Source organism: Agrobacterium sp. Azo12 (assembly GCF_029193765.2).
GTDB lineage: Bacteria > Pseudomonadota > Alphaproteobacteria > Rhizobiales > Rhizobiaceae > Agrobacterium.
In genome coordinates, this window is the sequence record NZ_JARFYO020000002.1 from 571,329 (window position 1) to 588,304 (window position 16,976).

Below are 16,976 nucleotides of genomic sequence, written 5' to 3' on the forward strand. Positions count from 1 at the left end.
ATCAGGCTTGGCCGGGCCGGTTGATCGTCAGGAAGTGCCTGACCACGGGTTTTTCCGGTCCTGTGTGGTAGGCCAGCACCTTGCTCTGCAGGTCGGCATCGGCGTGGGAAACCCGCTTATGTTGGCGCAGGTGTTCAGCCCAGGATTCAACCATGAACCATTCGACCATCTTCTCCGGATCGGCAGAGTCTTCCGTTACACCCCAGCCATAGGCACCATCGCGGCGGCGTTCCTGGGACAGCGTGTCGAGTGCCTTGAGGAAAGCCCGGCGGTGCTGCTTTTCAACATGGTATTCGATCAGGATCAGAACAGGGCCACGGTCATGAGCAACAGGTTCTGCAACGAGTGGTTCTGGCCAGTGGTTCGAAGGCACCATGTCAGCATCGCCAGCAGGCAGTTTCAGGCGGTGCATGATCAACCCGACAATCAGCAATCCGGCTGCGCCAATCAACAAGGTGGCTTGAATACCAACAGCCGAACCAACCGCACCCCATCCAAGGCTACCCGCCGTCATTGCACCGTTAAACACGGTCAGGTAAACGGCAAGACCACGACCACGAACCCAGTTTGGCAACACTGACTGTGCAGCACCGTTCAGCGTCGTCAAGGCAGTGATCCATGCAGCACCAAGGAACAGCAGAACGATAATCGCGACAAACTTCGGTGGGGCGAGTGACAGCACAGCCATGACAATTGCCGTAATGATGGCCGCACCAAGCAGCAATCCATCGGCACTCAAGCGGTCACGCAGTTTTGGCATAACCAAGGCACCACCGATCGCACCGGCACCAACTGCACCCAGCAGGATACCGTAGAAGCTTGCGTCGCCGCCCAGCAACTGACGGGCAACCAGTGGAAGCAAAGCCCAGACCGCACTGGCAAAAGCAAAGAAGATAGCAGCACGCGCCAGGACGATATGCAATGGGCGGCTTGCCCTTGTGTAACGAAGACCAGCCCGGAACGCGCCGAAGAAGTTCTCCTGCAAGGCGTCGTTGGCATTCTTCGCACGCGGCCACCAGACCAGTGCGGCGATCACGAATATGTAACTCGCAACGTCGGCTCCGTAGGTTATCCCGGCTCCAAACCCTGCCAGAAGCAGGCCGCCGGCAGCCGGACCAATCGAACGAGCGATATTGATGCCGAGCGAGTTGAGGGCAACGGCGCTTTTGACATCCTCGCGCTTTACCAGCTCCGGTACGATGGCTTGCCATGTCGGCCCCATTAACGCGGCACCGATACCACCAAGGAATGTCAGACCGATCAAAGCACTGACCGACAACATCCCGGTCTGCGCCAGAACCATCAGGCTGAGACTGACAGAGGCCAGCAAAAGCTGAATGGCGATTAGAAACTTTCGGCGATCCAGAATGTCGGTGAGCACACCGGCAGGAATGGCGAGAAGAAAGATCGGCAGAGTACCTGCCGCCTGCACCATGGCGACAGCAGCAGGAGATGCCGAGAGATCAGTCATCAGCCAGGAGCTGGCGACATCGCGCATGAAGCTGCCGGTATTGCCAAGAACCGTGGCAGCCCAGAGAACCGCGAAAACCGGTTGCGCGAGTGGGGCAAAGCTGCCGCCGGAGGATTTTGTGCTGCTCATTTGCCTTCTCCCTTTGTCAGATCCAGCGCCGCAACGATCACGAATGCGCCAGCAAGGCCGAGATGTTCAAAGAAGGCATTGCTCGCCATCATGCGATCCATGCCGGGCGCCATTTCCCAGAAACGCAGGGCAATGGCTGTTGCAAGAAGTGTGAAGCCTGACAGCGCCAATGCGCCAGCCCAACGAAGGCGACCGGACACCACCATGGCAGATGCCACCAGTTCAAAAATAATGACGGCAACTGCAAAGGCCGACGCAGGATGAAGACCGAAATGCTCCATCTCGGCAATCGCGCCGGAGAAGTCGAAAATCTTGGTCAGAGGTCCCTGAATATAAGCGGCACAAAGGGCAAGCAGTGCCACCGTTCGTGTAGCCGGAGCAGTTATCACGTCGACAAGACGTCCCTGCCGCCGGAGTGAAGAGGAGGTAAGAAGGTTCATGGCTTGCTCCAGCTGTTGTCACCGCGTTGCGGCGCTTTGTTCCTTTGATGGAGCGATAATGATCTCGAAATTCGCCAACAACAATTGCATCAATAATTCAGATTTAATTGTCAAATATGCAATAATAGAAATCGGGCGACCAACAGGTCACCCGATCAATTTTAAAAGCTTATACAGCCCAGCAAGAGCATCCAAGCGCGCCGAAGAAGCCCTTGAGATCAGCAATCGGCAGTTTCGAGGTCCATGCGCCGGCATGGTCATGACCATGAACGCCGCAATCGCTGGCGCAGCCGCAGGTCGAAATAGCCGTACGGCGTAGCGAGCGGGCGCCCGCGCCTTCCGGTTCACCCCAAGCGGCATAACCACCAAACTTGCGCACAGGTGACCAGTCGGGCATCGCAGGCGGAACATCGTTCTCATCAAGTGTTTTGAAGTCACCAGTCCCATAAACAATCTTGCCACCGACCATCGTCAGTTCCGAGGTGAGGAACGAGATCTCGTCCTCGGCGCAAGCAAAGAAGTCCTTGTCCGGCACGATCAGGTCGGCAAACTGCCCCTTCTCGATGCGGCCCTTCTTGCCCTCTTCATTGGAGAACCATGTGACCTTCTCGGTCCACATGCGCAGCGCCGTCTCGCGGTCCAGGCAATTGGCACGCGGGTAAAGTTGCATGCCCCCCACCGTCTTGCCGGTCACCATCCATGACAGCGATACCCATGGATTATAGGAGGCAACACGCGTGGCATCGGTACCGGCCGAGACATTCACACCTTTGTCGAGCATCTTCCTGATCGGTGGTGTGGCTTCGGCAACACCATGACCGTAGCGTTCAACGAAGTATTCGCCCTGATAGGCCATGCGATGCTGGGTGGCGATACCACCGCCAAGCGCTGCAATCCGGTCGATCGAACGGTCCGAGATGGTTTCGGCGTGGTCGAAGAACCAGTTGAGACCTTCGAGCGGAATGTCCTTGTTGACCTTCTCGAACACATCCAGTGCCCGGCTGATGGTCTCATCATAGGTAGCGTGCAGACGCCATGGCCAGCGGTTCTCGGCGAGGATCCGCACCACTTCTTCCAGTTCACCTTCCATCTCCGGGGCCATCTCCGGACGCGGTTGGCGGAAATCTTCGAAGTCGGCAGCGGAGAAGACCAGCATCTCACCTGCCCCATTATGGCGGAAATAGTCGTTACCCTGTTTATATTTGACCGAGCTCGTCCAGTTGAGAAAGTCCTCTTTTTCCTGCTTCGGCTTTTGCGTGAACAGGTTATAGGCCAGACGCACCGTCATCTGGTTGTTATCCGACAATTGCTGGATGACCTCATAGTCATCGGGATAGTTCTGGAAACCACCACCCGCATCGATCACGCCGGTCACGCCCAGCCGGTTCAGTTCCCGCATGAAGTGACGGGTCGAATTGACCTGATAGTCGAGCGGCAGTTTCGGGCCTTTGGCGAGTGTCGAATACAGAATGCCGGCATTGGGTTTAGCCAGCAGCATGCCGGTTGGATTGCCATTGGCATCGCGGGTGATCTCGCCGCCGGGCGGGTTTGGTGTGTCCCTGGTATAACCAACAGCGCGCAGGGCTGCACCATTCAAAAGTGCGCGGTCGTAGAGATGCAGCAGGAACACCGGCGTATCCGGTGCAATGGCGTTTATCTCTTCGATGGTCGGCAGGCGTTTTTCTGCAAACTGGTGTTCGGTAAAGCCACCAACCACGCGCACCCATTGCGGGGCCGGAGTAATGGCCACCTGGCGCTTCAGCATATCCATGGCATCGGCCAACGAGCGCACGCCATCCCAGCGCAGTTCCATGTTGTAGTTCAGGCCACCGCGCACCACGTGGGTGTGGTTGTCGATCAGGCCCGGCAGCACCCGTTTGCCCTTCAGGTCGATGATTTTGGTGTCGGGGCCGGCCAGTGCCATGATGTCGGCATCCGTGCCAACCTCAAGAAATGTGCCGTCCTTGATCGCGACGGCCGTCGCATGCGGGTTTGAACGGTCGAGTGTTGTGATCAGCCCGTGGTGGAGGATCAGGTCGGGATACATGGGCGTAACTCCAGGCTTTATGATGGTGATGAAGATCAATGCAAAAATTGACGTTTGAAAGGAAACACCGGATGCCTGAGCGGCACCTACTTCGTCAACCGTCAGATGGTGTCGAGTTGTTGCGAGCCGCGATCACTTTGGCGTCATCATCCCCCTTGGGCAAATGACCAAACATGTGCGGCTTGATCTGGTTGATCCAGGAAACTGCCGCAGGCTCCTTGTTGATCAGGGTCTTTGCGAAAGGAATGAGCTGTTCGCCGACGAGAATACCAAGAAGGCCGACAAGCGCAATGACCGGCGGAGCCGGTGAACGGACATTGAGCAGGCTGTAGACGATACCGACAAGCAGCCCTGCGCCGAGGGAAAGAAGATAGATTTTCATGGAATGTACTCCTCTCTTGAATGAAAAACCGCTCCGACAGGGGATTATCGGAGCGGTTCGATCAGGCCTTACTTGGCTGGGTTAGGACCGATACGTTTGCCATGCTTGACGCGCTCGGCACCGCCGTGAACGTGAGTGACTGCGTAGTCGATACCCATGCCGTAAGCACCGGAGTGTTCCTTCACCAGCGAGGTTACAGCGTCATAGGTTTCCTTGCGGGCCCAATCGCGCTGCCACTCAAGCAGAACCTGCTGCCAGGTCACTGGAATGACACCGGCTTGAACCATGCGGTCCATGGCGTATTTGTGTGCATCGCTTGAGGTACCACCGGACGCATCGGCCACCATGTAGATTTCATAGTCTGGAACATCATGGAGAGCGGAAAGAGCGAAGGTCGTGTTGCACACTTCGGTCCACAGGCCGGAAACGACAATCTTCTTGGCGCCTTTGGCGGCGTTCTTTGCCAGGGCATCGCGAACATTCTGGTCGTCCCAGGAGTTCATCGAGGTGCGTTCGAGAATGTCATTTTCGGGGTAAACCGCCAACAGTTCAGGGAAGGTGTTGCCGGAGAAGCTCTCCGTTTCAACCGTGGTGATTGTTGTTGGGATGTTGAAGATCTTGGCTGCCTTGGCAAGACCAACCACGTTGTTCTTCAGTGTCTGGCGATCGATCGACTGAACACCGAACGCCATCTGCGGCTGCTGGTCGATGAAGATGAGCTGGCTGTTTGCAGGGGTAAGGACTTCGAGCTTAGACATGGTGGTTCTCCGTTTAAATTTGAGTGCCGATCAGCGGCATTGAGTTTTGAGATACCTTCGGAGGTCGGCTGCCTGCCTCAGGCAGCCGTTTCGAAAGGCGGATAATGTTTTGGTCAGTGGATGGGGTTGAAACCCCCAGTCTTACGCCGCAATCGGAACCAGATTGGCCTCGATCTGATCGCGGAAGTTTTCATAGCGGCTTGGCAGTTTCAGTGCTTCGCCGAGATGGGCCGTATCTTCGTCCCGGTCGAAACCGGGTTCGTTGGTGGCGATTTCGAACAGGATGCCGCCCGGCGTCCGGAAGTAGATCGCCCAGAAGTAGTCTCTATCGATCACCGGTGTGACTTGGTAACCCGTATCCATCAGCGCCTTGCGCACTTCGAGTTGCTTTTCGCGGTTGTCGACGGCAAAAGCTATGTGGTGGACCGAGCCGGCGCCCTGACGGGCAAACGGTGTCTTTGGTAGCGAGACCAAATCAATCGTATCTGCACCATTGCCGCCAGAAGTGACAAACCGGGTCACGTCACCTTCAGCCTCTGTGCGTTCATAACCCATGAAGCTGAGAAGTTCTGCGGTCGCAGCCGTATCGTGCAGATTGAAACGCGCCCCGCTAAATCCGCGGATGGCAACATCGTCCGAGACACCCTCACCGACCCAGCCGGCGCGCTTGTCATCTGCGGTTTCGACCAGAGCGAAAGCATCGCCATCCGGGCCAATGAAGCGCAAGCGGTTGGCACCAAAAGCCGTGTCGGCTTCAACCCCACCCACACCTTGCACCGTGAAGCGGTCTTTCCAGAAGGAAAGGGCGCCCTTTGGGACAGCAAACTGTGTTTCGCCGACTTCACCGACACCCGGACGACCAAGCATCATGTTGGGGAATGGGAAATAGGTCATGACCGTACCGGGTGTGCCATTCTCATCACCGTAATAGAGATGGTAGACACTTGGGTCGTCGAAGTTGACTGTCTTCTTCACGCGGCGCAGACCGAGCGTATCGGTGAAGAACCTGTTGTTCTGCTGTGCATCAGATGCCATCGATGTGATGTGATGCAATCCCTTGATGTCCTTGATCATAATCTTTGCCTTTCTGCGCTGGCGTTGTCCGTTTCGTTGAGTAGAGTTTTAGCCGGGTTGATTACTGCGCGGAATTGCAATATTTCTTTCGAATGAATTGCGATTTTTGAAATAATAGAGATGAACGATTACAGAGCCCTGAAAACATTCCTGCTGGCCGCGGAAAAGCGCAATTTCGCGCAGGTGGCCCGCGAATTGAACATGACACCTGCGGCCGTTACGCGCGCCATTGCCGCGCTGGAGGATGACCTCGGTGTCCAGCTATTTGTGCGCACAACGCGGCAGGTTTCGCTGACAACGGATGGCGCTGTTTTTGCAGCTCAAATCCAGCCTGCGGTTGAGGCACTCGAAAATGCCCGCAAGGATGTGAGAAATGCGAACAAGGCCGATGAAGGCCGCTTGCGCATCAGTTCGCCAACCTGGTTTGGCAAGGCGGTGTTGCCGCCGATCCTGTCAGGATTCAAGGAACGTTATCCAAAGATGAGCTTTGAGATTTCCTTGTCGGACGGTCTGGTGAACATCGTTGACGATGACTTTGATCTGGCAATCCGTATTTCATCGCAACCCTCGGACAAATTCACGATCTGGCGTAAAATCCGTGTCGTGCCGCGTATTCTGGTCGCAGCACCCGGAAGCCGGTTTGTCGATATGCAACATCCAAACGAACTGACGCCTAATGATTGCCTAGCCTACAGTGGTGAAAGCCGAGCAGAGACCTGGGTTCTGTCGGATGGCGGGTCGAGTATATCAATCTCGGCGGGTCGTGCCTTCAGCGCCAACAGTGGCGAGGTCTTGGCGGATATGGCTGCGGATGGCTCCGGGGTGGCTCTTCTTCCAGGGTTCAATATTGCCGATCACATCAGGAGCGGTCGTCTTGTGCATGTCTTCAAGGGATGGGCACCGCCGGATCTGTGGCTGACACTCTACTATCCGCCGTATCAGGCGTTACCACCACGCATCGCGTCCTTCTCGAAGTTTTTTGAAGAACAGGTCGCATCCCACATGGTTATGTTGGATTGATAACCACACCAGCACATCCTCAAAGCCGGAATGCTGGCTCAAGTTGAGACGAACGGCGGACTTATTCTTAGCCTGTCTGCAACCAGTTTCTGGAGCTGCCACAGGTTTCGGTCTAAGATATTGCGATCCGCTAGGTCCAGAACCGTTCGATGCAAATATTCCGCACAGGATCCCGCCGGTCCGCACGCTTGCGCGATCAAGGTCGCGGCCTCTTCAAGAGGGATCTTCTGCGTGAGCTGAGATTGCTTCGGGCTCGCCCAGAATGTGAGTGCGCGGCGCATTCCTGTCGGTGTCTTGACCGAAACCCATCGGACCATATCACACACTTCGGCGTAGCGTATCTCCCGCGCCAGAAGCGTGCGCAGGTCCTGCGTCTTCGTTGCGCAAGGTAGCTTGAGGATTAAACCGGAACAGCTGCCACCTGGCTGAAGGGCCAACATAAGGCCCGGCGCATCGGAAGTGGCCCGCAGTCGCTCTATTCTCAGAGAGAACGCGCGGTGCCATCCGAATGCGACGGCATTTTCGCTGCCAGCCACTTGAAAACCTGGGTTCCACATCAGGGATCCGTAAGCGAATACCCAAATCTCCTGATCGTGGGCTTCCTGCTCAACGCGACTGACGAGGGCATCGAGCTGCCGAGACGAGATCGGGCTCCAGTTGGGCTCCGGCCCCTCTTCCTCGACGATCCTGAGCGTTCTTGCGACGAGTTCAGAAGTCAGTTGCATGGACGCTGAAAGAGTCGTCTTGGCTGTGGGTAGTCGCGGCATCTTAAAAACCATTCTAACGAGATAACCGCAGGACCGTTGTCGCATCCGGCAGTTCATGGGGCATTACATCAAGACGCCGCACGGTCGATCACTGCGCGGAACGTAATCTCAACAATCTGCTCCGGAAATGCCAACGCAGTCACACCAATCAGGTTGCTGGTGCATTGCGGCATGTCGGTCCCATACATTTCCTTTCGGACCGCTGACCCGACCGCAAATGCGCTCGGAACGTCGAGAACGTAAAGTGTCTCTTCGACTACGTCATCGAGACTGGCGTCGAATTTGGCGAGGAGCTTTTTGGCGTTGACATAAGTCTGGCGGATTTGTTCTTCCATCTGCGAGAAGTCAGCAGGCCGACCCTTGGCATCAAGCTCCGCGGGCGCGACGAGCTTGCCGCCCGCATCGTGGCTCAACTGCCCTGAGATGTAGATCGTATCTTTTACCTGTACGGCCTGTTGGTATCCGAAGGCACGCTCCCAGGCGACACCGTGGTTTGCGACCTGCTTAGCGGAATTGTTATTTGTCATGGCAGTTTCCTTGGAGGAGCAGCGAGCGCGCCGGGCGCCTGCGGATCAAAGTGGCTCGAGAGGCGACGGATGCGTGAAAGGCCACACCCGCCGCCAGTGCGATCAAGCCTGGACGAAGGCCAACAGATCAGCGTTGAGAACATCGGCATTGACCGTCAACATACCATGAGAGAAACCAGGGTAGGTCTTGAGCGTGCCGTTTTTGAGAAGTTTGATCGCCTTGTGGGCAGAATCTGCGATCGGTACGATCTGGTCGTCTTCGCCGTGCAGAACAAGCGTTGGAACGGTGATCGCCTTCAGGTCTTCTGTCTGGTCGGTTTCAGAGAAAGCCTTGATGCCATCATAATGGGCCTTTGCGCCACCCATCATACCCTGACGCCACCAGTTCTGGATAACGCCTTCCTGGACCGTCGCACCATCACGGTTGAAACCGTAAAAAGGACCAGACGGTACATCACGGAAGAACTGGGCGCGGTTGGCAGCCAGTGCGGAACGGAAGCCGTCAAACACTTCGATCGGCAGACCCTCAGGGTTGGCGTCGGTTTTCAACATCAGTGGTGGCACCGCAGAAACCAGAACAGCCTTGGCAACACGACCGGCGGGCTGACCATGTTTTGCAACATAGCGGGCAACTTCACCGCCACCGGTTGAATGGCCGATATGAACGGCGTTCTTCAGATCGAGGGCTTCGACGACAGCAAATGCGTCGGCTGCATAATGGTCCATGTCGTGACCGTCCGCCACCTGTGCCGAGCGACCATGACCACGACGGTCATGAGCAACAACGCGGTAGCCCTTCGACAGGAAGAACAGCATCTGGGCGTCCCAGTCATCCGACGACAGCGGCCAGCCGTGATGGAAAACGATTGGCTGCGCGTCCTTTGGACCCCAATCCTTGAAGAAGATTTCAACGCCGTCCTTGGTGTTAATAGTATCCATTTGAGTATTTCCTTTTGTCGAAGTGGAGTTGGACGCAGCATCTGCTGCATATGTACGTCTTGGTGAAATCGCCAACGTGGCTGCGGCTGCACCTGCAGTGAGCAACGCACGACGGCGGGTAATAGAAGAAAAAATCTCGTTCATGTGACGCCCCATAACTTGTATCCAGTTTCAGGCGACACCTGTTCGTCTGATGCGTTGATATTGCCGCCAATCAAGCGTCGCCACAATTGCACCAATTATTGATATTTTATTGCGTATTATGAAATAATGCTCGTGGCTGCTTGATCAAGCAGCTTGCTTATCGCTGGCGAGGACGTCGTCAACCAACTGATGCTGATACTGAACAGCACGACAGCCGTCAGTTCGATATCAAACTCGCTTCTAGACAGAGCAAACTCGTGAAAAACCAGATCGTGAACTCGATCTTTGCAAGGTAGAACGATAGGCAGACCGTCCTCCATTATTCAGAATGCTTAGCCCTCGTTAACCGGCGCTTTTCTCGGTTCTTGCCGGCTGCAATAACCACTCATCGGTCTGGATATAAACGAGGTCCCTCTAAGCATCTGGTCTAGGTTAACCTTTGCGTGGGAGTAGGTAACAATCTTCGTGGTAAGATGCGAACAGCGGCACGACGTGCCGCTGTCGTTTTGTTTTTGTCACTCTTAAACGCCGTCTACCTGAAGGCAGAGGTATTTTACCTCGACATAATCCTCGATGCCGTATTTCGAGCCTTCACGGCCCTGGCCGGATTGTTTGATGCCGCCGAATGGCGCGACCTCGGTGGAGATCAGACCGGTATTGATACCGACCATGCCATATTCCAGTGCCTCTGCAACCCGGAAGACCCGTGACAGGTCCTTGGCGTAGAAATAGGACGCTAGGCCAAATTCCGTGTCATTGGCCATTTCGATAACTTCACTTTCCGTCTCGAACCGGAACAGCGGCGCAACCGGCCCGAAGGTTTCTTCCTTCGCCACCTTCATCGCCGACGTGACGCCAGTCAGAATGGTCGGTTGGAAAAACAGTCCACCCCGTGCATCACGTTTGCCACCGACAGCAATGGCGCCACCTTTTTCCAGCGCATCTGCAATATGTTCCTCCACCTTCTCTACGGCTTTTTCGGTGATCAGCGGGCCTGCAACGACCCCTTCTTCAAATCCGTCGCCAACCTTCATGGCGGACACTTTGGCTGCCAGCTTCTCAGCGAAGGCATCATAGACCGCAGCTTGAACGTAAATCCGGTTAGCGCAGACACAGGTCTGGCCGTTGTTGCGATATTTCGAGATCATTGCGCCTTCAACGGCAGCATCCAAGTCTGCATCATCAAACACGATGAAGGGTGCATTGCCGCCAAGCTCGAGGCCGAGCTTCATGATCTGTTCGGCACCTTGACGCATCAGGATCTTGCCAACCCCCGTTGAGCCCGTGAAGGTCAACTTGCGAACCTTGTCATTTTCGGTGAATTCCAGACCGATATCTGCAGACTTTCTCGAGGTGACAACATTAAACACACCGGCCGGCAGACCGGCCCTTTCAGCCAGCACCGCAAGCGCAAGCGCTGACAGTGGCGTTTCAGCCGCAGGCTTGGAGACCATCGCGCACCCCGCAGCAACAGCAGGCGCAAACTTACGCGCCAGCATGGCATTGGGGAAATTCCATGGAGTGATGGAGGCCACCACACCGATTGGCTGTTTCAGCACGATGATACGCTTGTCTGGCTGATGGCCGGGAATGGTGTCGCCATATACACGTTTGGCTTCCTCACCGAACCACTCGACATAAGCGGCGCCGTAAAGGATTTCACCCTTTGCCTCGGCCAGCGGCTTGCCCATTTCCATGGTCAGGATCGCCGCGAGGTCATCGGCGTTGGAAACCATCAAGTCGTAAAGTTTTCGCAGGACTGCAGCGCGCTCCTTACCGGTCTTTTTTGCCCAGAGTTTCTGCACCTTGTGGGCAGCATCAATGGCGCGTGCAGCATCGGCACGGGTCATATCGGGCAATGTGGCAATCACCTCACCGGTCGACGGGTTAGTAACGACGAAACTCGCACCGCCCTCACCGCTCGCCTGCCATTGACCATCGATCAACGCCTTGTCGGTGGCCAGCGTGGGGTCTTTCAGTTTGGCAAGAAGTGTGTCGGACAGGGCCATGGCGGAAGTCTCCTTCAATGGCTGAAATCAGAGAGCTGAAATCAGGTGCAACGTTACGGAACCGAATTCACCGGACCCCGCACGAGGTGTCAAGAGAATGCTTATGTGTTGCGTCAGGTGCGAAACTCAACCATGCCTGCTCCCCGCGCCTGGTGCAGGAAACCGCATGGTGTTTGACCAACGCAAATTCGCAAAAATTTTGCTGAAATCGAACGCAATGCGCCGGAAGCGGCAGCATTAGCCTGCCGCGCTCACGTCGAGGCGGCATCTGCGATTGCCAAACAAATCCTCGGCAAAAGCTGACAGTCTGATGTTATTGATGCGGGCAATCCGCCCGCATCTTTCTTTGATATGTTCAGGCGGCCTGCAGCTTTGCCTCGCATCGCAACAGCATGCCGTAGAGATCGCGCGGCTCGTCCGGGTCCGCCAGCAGATCGAGGTCAACAAACAGGCCTGTTTCTTCAAGCTTGCTGCGCACGTAGCGAAGCGCTGAAAAGTCCTCGATTGCAAAACCGACGCTGTCAAACAGCGTGATGGCACGTTCGTTGTCACGACCCTGCTTTTTACCAGCAATCACTTCCCAAAGCTCTTTGACAGGATAATTCGCGTCTAGCTGCTGAATTTCGCCTTCAATACGGGTCTGTGGCGGATATTCGACAAAAATGTCCGACCGCAACAGGATGTCCTTGTGCAGTTCGGTTTTGCCTGGGCAATCACCACCCACCGCATTGATGTGAATGCCCGGTCCAACCATGTTGTCGGAGAGGATCGTCGCATTCAGCTTGTCGGCGGTGACCGTTGTTACGATATCGGCGCCCTCCACGGCTTCCTGCGGCGACGCGCACTTGGTAATCGAGAAGCCCTTGGCGCTGAGGTTGCGGGCGCAACGCTCCGTCGCACTTGGGTCCAGATCATAAAGGCGCAACCGGTCGACACCGAGTATCGCCTTGAACGCAAAGGCCTGGAATTCACTCTGCGCACCATTTCCGATGATCGCCATGGTCCGGGAGTTCGGACGTGCAAGATGTTTTGCAGCAACCGCCGACATCGCCGCCGTGCGCAACGCCGTCAGAATGGTCATCTCCGATAGCAGCATCGGATAACCATTACCAACATCGGAAAGCACACCGAAAGCAGTGACCGTCTGGCGCCCCTCTTTAGTGTTTTTCGGGTGGCCATTCACATATTTGAACCCGTAGAGGGTACCATCGCTGGTTGGCATCAGCTCGATTACGCCCTCATCGGAATGAGACGCGACGCGTGGCGTCTTGTCGAACTGTTCCCAGCGTAGGAAATCTTCCTCGATCACGTCAGCAAGTTCGGTCAGGAAGGTTTCCGTTCCAACCTTCAGGACAAGGCGCATCATGTGGTCAACGCTGACAAACGGCACGACATTGAGGTTCTGATTGGCAGTCATATTCGATCTATCCTCACAATTGCTTGGTGGCTTTCGCTACCAATTGTTGGTCCGCCCTGATCAGGCTTCTGTGCTGTTGTCGCCCAGGAATGTGCGGGCAATGTCCATCACCAGACCCGGCAGAACTTCGAATGCATAGGGAGCATGGACGCGTTCAAGCTTCTGGTGGAATTCGCGTCCCCAAGGTCCGAGATTGACGGTTGGGAAGCTTTTGGCATTCGCTGGCGGCAAATCGATCAAACGCGAAATCGGCGTATTTTCTGAAACAATCGTGCTTCCGCTTGCCGCAAGACCGAGGAAACTCATGTCGGAAATACCCTGGAAGTGGGGTTTCCACACGATGCTTCTCGATGGATCATTGCCAAGACCGGCACGTGCCTCTTCAATTGCCTGGAACAACAGGCGGTCATTGCGATCTGACATCCGCAGACGGCTGGACGGATAGTGCAATCCTGCAAAGCCGATCACGATGGCCGGGCCCGAAACGCGCGCAATCGACACAAGCCATTCCGTCAGTTCACGGGTGAGAACCAGCGGGTTGTCGATATGCGCAAGCTCCTGTTCTTTTGTGCAGTATACGGCCTCAAAACCATCTCCAAACGCACGACCTGCAGCTACTTTCAATTCCTTGAAAGTCACGATCCTTGGCTTGGCAGGTGTTGCACCAGCACTACGACCAACAAGGCGGCTGTATTCTGCGGATGCTGCAGAGAATTTTTCGACAGCTTCCGTCGCACCGATCATCACTTCCTGCGTAAAGCGCGTGAAAAGCTCATCAGCGCTCATGGCGTGATAGAGCCAGTTGAAGGCGATCCAAAAACGCTCCGGTGTGGTTACCTCATAACCGCTGCGAAGATCCTTCGCCTCAAGGCAAATCGGCGGTGGAGAGACGTCGTTTTCATCCTTGTCGGCCAGTGAAGCATTGCCTTCAAGCCTTGCGAGAATACCTGCCCCCATTGCCTGGGCGCTGACACCTTCATAGGGGTAGCTGGCATGCGAGCTGCACCCAATGACCAAAGCAAACGGAAGCAGTTTTCCGATTGTGCCAGCATAAACGGCGCGACCTTCACTGCCATCGCCCTGATCCGAGGTCACGTCGAGATTGACGCCCGCTTCGATTTCGATGCCAAGATCATCAACAAGTGACGGGAACGCATCACGCATCGAGCGCATACCGCGGCTTTCCCGCTCCTCATCCGGCGTCGAGACAAACATCAAGTTGCCTTTGCGATCGGCATCGGCCGCAAATTTCTCGATGCAGGCAACCGCCACCGCAAGGCCGCTCTTCATGTCGAGCAGGCCACGGCCGGGCAGAAAATCTCCACTCACCAGGTCCTGAAGGGCGCGTTCTTCCTGTTCAGAGCGGTCTTCCCGCGCTGAGAGGTCCTTGATCAGCGCATCTTTCAACGCCAGGCTCTCGCAGGAGAGGTCCTTGAGATCGTGATAGTTGTCGGTCGACACCGTGTCAAAGTGACCTGCAAGTGCCAGTGTTCTCTTGCCGGTTCCGCGAACCAGCGCGACGACATTGTGGGTCAACGGATCGCCATGGCTGGCGACAAGCCGCAAGTCATCGGGATTCTGCTGAAAATAAGGGATTTCCTGAAGCAACTCATAAAGGCGGTTTGCGAAGGTCGATTCACCGACTGTGCCTGTTTCGCTTCTCCAGGAGGTCATCCGTAAGGCAAACTCGCGCACGCGAGCACCATCGATCTCGCTTCCGACGCGGGAAGCAAAGTTTTGTTCGCTTGTCATGGCTTTTTCCGTTTAGTTCGAAAGATGTTTTCTGAGGAATGAGCGCGTGCGCTCTTCCACCGGGTTGGTTAGGACCTGATCTGGGGCGCCCTGCTCGACCACCACACCGCCGTCCATGAACATGACGTGGTCAGATACTTCGGCTGCAAAGCGCATTTCATGGGTAACGATCAACATGGTCATGTGCTCTGCCGCCAGCTGTTTCATGACCTGGTTCACTTCCTCAACGAGTTCGGGGTCCAGCGCGGACGTCGCCTCATCGAAAAGCATCACCTTTGGCTGCATTGCCAATGCACGGGCAATTGCCACGCGCTGCTTCTGTCCGCCCGACAAACGTGCCGGATAGGCATCGCCCTTCTCGGCCAGGCCAACCTTTGCCAGCAAGGCGTTGGCGCGATCTTTCGCCTCGACCTTGCTCAAGCCTTTCAGCCGCATCGGGCCAATCATGATGTTCTGCAGAACAGTCAGATGCGGAAACAGGTTAAACTGCTGGAACACCATGCCCATTTCCTGACGGATATGGTTGATGTGTTTTTCGAAGGCACGGCCCTTCAAGGGACGATTGACCATCTGGCCATCGAGCCAGATTTCGCCAGAAGACGTTTCCTCCAGCATGTTGATCGACCGCAGAAGGGTACTTTTGCCCGAGCCACTTGGGCCGATAATCGAAACGATCTTGCCGCGAGCAACCGTCAGGTCAATGCCTTTGAGCACTTCATGAGGCCCGTAGGATTTGCGGATCTGCCGCAGTTCGATCATGGGAGTTTGAGCTTTCATCGAATGGCTTCCACTTTGCGGGCCGCGATACGGAGCAGATATTCCATCACCAGATTGACGACGTAATAAAGCACAGCTGCGGTCAGATAGAATTCGAACGGACGATAGGTTTCGCTGATGGCGCGCTGCGCGTTGAGGACAAGTTCGGTTATCCCCAGCACCGACAACACCGCCGTATCCTTCAGCAGGATGATGCTGTTATTGCCCACCTGCGGCAGTGCCGTCAGGAAAGATTGCGGAATGATGAAGTGCCGCAACGTGGCGAGGTGACCAAAGCCCAGGGAGCGCGCCGCTTCCGCCTGGCCCGGATCGACCGCCTTCAGCGATGCCCGGAAAATATCTGCGTTATAAGCTGCGTAGTGCAGGCCAAGCCCCAGAACCCCTGTCCAGAAGGCCGGCAACAGAACGCCCAACTGAGACAGGCCGTAATACAGCAAATACAGCTGCAGAAGCAGAGGCGTTCCCATAAACAGGAAGATAACGGCACGCACAGGCGCTGCAACAATGCGTGGGCCATAAAGTGTTGTCGTGGCAATGCCAATCCCTAAGATGACGCTGACGGTTCCAGCGATGGCGGTAATCACAACCGTCCAGAGCAGGCCGATCAGAAGCATTTCCCAATAGGGCGGTACGACGCTGAAATCGAAACTCATGCTGGAACCTCCCCTTTGGAGGTAAACAGGTATTCCACTCCACGTACGGTCAGCGAAATGACCGCAATAATGGCGAGATAAGCAGCACCCGCAACAGCAAACACCTCGAATGGCTTGTAGGTGGAGGTCACAAACCGTTGGGCGGAATAGGTGAGTTCAACCACACCGATGGTCGAGACAAGGGCGGTACTTTTGGACAGGATGACCGTGTTCACACCCAGCGAGCGGATCATCAGCGGTGCGGCCTGTGGCAGCACGAACAGACGCATCGTATCGAACCGGCCAAAACCAAGAGAGCGGGAGGCTTCGGATTGCCCTTTATCAACGGAGATAATGGCTCCCTTGATACCCTCTGACATGTAGGCACCGATATTGAAGCCCATGGTCAGGACACCCGCCAGAAACGGGGTGAGTTCAAAACCAAGCTGCGGACCACCGAAAAAGACGATGAACAGCTGTACCAACAGCGGCGTGCCGCGCAAAATGCTGACATAAATCGTGGCGGCCCAACGGACAGCCGTTATTCTGGAAAACCGGCCGGTTACCACCACAGCCGCAACAACAAGACCGATCGCCAGCGAGCAGACCGTAAGTTGGATGGTTAGAAGCGAGGCTTCCAATACGAAGGGCGTTATCCGCCAGATTAATTGAAAGTCCATTGCGGCCTCTC

Annotated in this window: 16 protein-coding genes; 1 reads left to right on the top strand and 15 read right to left on the bottom strand. The window is 55.7% G+C overall.

Annotation, left to right across the window (positions count from 1 at the left end; all coding sequences use genetic code 11):
• Position 1 precedes the first annotated feature (1 nt).
• The 6 genes from PYL13_RS19145 to PYL13_RS19170 all read right to left on the bottom strand — a co-directional run bounded on the left by PYL13_RS19145 (position 2) and on the right by PYL13_RS19170 (position 6,301).
• A complete protein-coding gene (locus PYL13_RS19145; protein WP_250984473.1) occupies positions 2 to 1,600 on the bottom strand; it encodes an MFS transporter in 1,599 nt (532 codons plus the stop codon).
• On the bottom strand, positions 1,597 to 2,040 hold the full coding sequence (locus tag PYL13_RS19150; protein ID WP_275643254.1) for a DoxX family protein: 444 nt from the start codon (positions 2,038 to 2,040) through the stop codon (positions 1,597 to 1,599). Before PYL13_RS19150 ends, PYL13_RS19145 begins: the two co-directional genes overlap by 4 nt.
• Before the next feature lie 169 nt (positions 2,041 to 2,209).
• Entirely contained in the window at positions 2,210 to 4,087 is a 1,878-nt protein-coding gene (locus PYL13_RS19155) for an amidohydrolase (protein WP_275643255.1), read from the bottom strand.
• Between the two features lie 94 nt (positions 4,088 to 4,181).
• The gene (locus tag PYL13_RS19160; protein ID WP_192489775.1) at positions 4,182 to 4,469 is read right to left on the bottom strand and encodes a XapX domain-containing protein; all 288 of its coding nucleotides are present in this window, start codon (positions 4,467 to 4,469) and stop codon (positions 4,182 to 4,184) included.
• A 68-nt stretch (positions 4,470 to 4,537) separates the two neighbouring features.
• Positions 4,538 to 5,227 (bottom strand): hydrolase, encoded by a 690-nt coding sequence (locus tag PYL13_RS19165; RefSeq protein WP_192489776.1) that lies wholly within the window; start codon positions 5,225 to 5,227, stop codon positions 4,538 to 4,540.
• A gap of 141 nt (positions 5,228 to 5,368) precedes the next feature.
• Positions 5,369 to 6,301, bottom strand: a complete 933-nt coding sequence (locus tag PYL13_RS19170; protein ID WP_275643256.1) for a ring-cleaving dioxygenase — start codon at positions 6,299 to 6,301, stop codon at positions 5,369 to 5,371.
• A 120-nt stretch (positions 6,302 to 6,421) separates the two neighbouring features.
• Here PYL13_RS19170 and PYL13_RS19175 point away from each other — a divergent pair, with 120 nt between their 5' ends.
• Positions 6,422 to 7,321 (top strand): LysR family transcriptional regulator, encoded by a 900-nt coding sequence (locus PYL13_RS19175; protein ID WP_192489778.1) that lies wholly within the window; start codon positions 6,422 to 6,424, stop codon positions 7,319 to 7,321.
• Positions 7,322 to 7,359: 38 nt separating this feature from the next.
• Here PYL13_RS19175 and PYL13_RS19180 read toward each other — a convergent pair whose 3' ends face one another.
• The 9 genes from PYL13_RS19180 to PYL13_RS19220 form a co-directional block, all read right to left on the bottom strand.
• Entirely contained in the window at positions 7,360 to 8,088 is a 729-nt protein-coding gene (locus PYL13_RS19180; RefSeq protein ID WP_275643257.1) for a gamma-glutamylcyclotransferase, read from the bottom strand.
• Between the two features lie 68 nt (positions 8,089 to 8,156).
• Positions 8,157 to 8,615 (bottom strand): Rid family hydrolase, encoded by a 459-nt coding sequence (locus tag PYL13_RS19185; RefSeq protein ID WP_275643258.1) that lies wholly within the window; start codon positions 8,613 to 8,615, stop codon positions 8,157 to 8,159.
• A gap of 102 nt (positions 8,616 to 8,717) precedes the next feature.
• On the bottom strand, positions 8,718 to 9,554 hold the full coding sequence (locus PYL13_RS19190) for an alpha/beta fold hydrolase (RefSeq protein WP_368077694.1): 837 nt from the start codon (positions 9,552 to 9,554) through the stop codon (positions 8,718 to 8,720).
• 665 nt (positions 9,555 to 10,219) lie between these two features.
• The gene (locus PYL13_RS19195) at positions 10,220 to 11,707 is read right to left on the bottom strand and encodes an NAD-dependent succinate-semialdehyde dehydrogenase (RefSeq protein WP_275643260.1); all 1,488 of its coding nucleotides are present in this window, start codon (positions 11,705 to 11,707) and stop codon (positions 10,220 to 10,222) included.
• 355 nt (positions 11,708 to 12,062) lie between these two features.
• Positions 12,063 to 13,124, bottom strand: coding sequence for an ornithine cyclodeaminase (locus PYL13_RS19200; protein WP_275643261.1), 1,062 nt, complete (start codon positions 13,122 to 13,124; stop codon positions 12,063 to 12,065).
• 60 nt (positions 13,125 to 13,184) lie between these two features.
• On the bottom strand, positions 13,185 to 14,876 hold the full coding sequence (locus PYL13_RS19205; protein WP_275643262.1) for a M20/M25/M40 family metallo-hydrolase: 1,692 nt from the start codon (positions 14,874 to 14,876) through the stop codon (positions 13,185 to 13,187).
• A 12-nt stretch (positions 14,877 to 14,888) separates the two neighbouring features.
• Positions 14,889 to 15,653, bottom strand: a complete 765-nt coding sequence (locus PYL13_RS19210) for an amino acid ABC transporter ATP-binding protein (protein WP_275643263.1) — start codon at positions 15,651 to 15,653, stop codon at positions 14,889 to 14,891.
• Positions 15,650 to 16,306, bottom strand: coding sequence for an amino acid ABC transporter permease (locus PYL13_RS19215; RefSeq protein ID WP_275643264.1), 657 nt, complete (start codon positions 16,304 to 16,306; stop codon positions 15,650 to 15,652). The genes PYL13_RS19210 and PYL13_RS19215 overlap by 4 nt, the downstream gene beginning before the upstream one ends.
• Entirely contained in the window at positions 16,303 to 16,965 is a 663-nt protein-coding gene (locus PYL13_RS19220) for an amino acid ABC transporter permease (RefSeq protein WP_275643265.1), read from the bottom strand. Before PYL13_RS19220 ends, PYL13_RS19215 begins: the two co-directional genes overlap by 4 nt.
• Positions 16,966 to 16,976 lie beyond the last annotated feature (11 nt).

Bases quoted from the DNA above. Each gene is read 5' to 3' on its own strand.
- PYL13_RS19185 (WP_275643258.1), bottom strand. From the start codon at position 8,615: ATGACAAATAACAATTCCGCTAAGCAGGTCGCAAACCACGGTGTCGCC.
- PYL13_RS19170 (WP_275643256.1), bottom strand. From the start codon at position 6,301: ATGATCAAGGACATCAAGGGATTGCATCACATCACATCGATGGCATCT.
- PYL13_RS19160 (WP_192489775.1), bottom strand. From the start codon at position 4,469: ATGAAAATCTATCTTCTTTCCCTCGGCGCAGGGCTGCTTGTCGGTATC.
- PYL13_RS19150 (WP_275643254.1), bottom strand. From the start codon at position 2,040: ATGAACCTTCTTACCTCCTCTTCACTCCGGCGGCAGGGACGTCTTGTC.
- PYL13_RS19165 (WP_192489776.1), bottom strand. From the start codon at position 5,227: ATGTCTAAGCTCGAAGTCCTTACCCCTGCAAACAGCCAGCTCATCTTC.
- PYL13_RS19220 (WP_275643265.1), bottom strand. From the start codon at position 16,965: ATGGACTTTCAATTAATCTGGCGGATAACGCCCTTCGTATTGGAAGCC.
- PYL13_RS19205 (WP_275643262.1), bottom strand. From the start codon at position 14,876: ATGACAAGCGAACAAAACTTTGCTTCCCGCGTCGGAAGCGAGATCGAT.
- PYL13_RS19215 (WP_275643264.1), bottom strand. From the start codon at position 16,306: ATGAGTTTCGATTTCAGCGTCGTACCGCCCTATTGGGAAATGCTTCTG.
- PYL13_RS19195 (WP_275643260.1), bottom strand. From the start codon at position 11,707: ATGGCCCTGTCCGACACACTTCTTGCCAAACTGAAAGACCCCACGCTG.
- PYL13_RS19180 (WP_275643257.1), bottom strand. From the start codon at position 8,088: ATGCCGCGACTACCCACAGCCAAGACGACTCTTTCAGCGTCCATGCAA.
- PYL13_RS19190 (WP_368077694.1), bottom strand. From the start codon at position 9,554: ATGGATACTATTAACACCAAGGACGGCGTTGAAATCTTCTTCAAGGAT.
- PYL13_RS19155 (WP_275643255.1), bottom strand. From the start codon at position 4,087: ATGTATCCCGACCTGATCCTCCACCACGGGCTGATCACAACACTCGAC.
- PYL13_RS19200 (WP_275643261.1), bottom strand. From the start codon at position 13,124: ATGACTGCCAATCAGAACCTCAATGTCGTGCCGTTTGTCAGCGTTGAC.
- PYL13_RS19145 (WP_250984473.1), bottom strand. From the start codon at position 1,600: ATGAGCAGCACAAAATCCTCCGGCGGCAGCTTTGCCCCACTCGCGCAA.
- PYL13_RS19210 (WP_275643263.1), bottom strand. From the start codon at position 15,653: ATGAAAGCTCAAACTCCCATGATCGAACTGCGGCAGATCCGCAAATCC.
- PYL13_RS19175 (WP_192489778.1), top strand. From the start codon at position 6,422: ATGAACGATTACAGAGCCCTGAAAACATTCCTGCTGGCCGCGGAAAAG.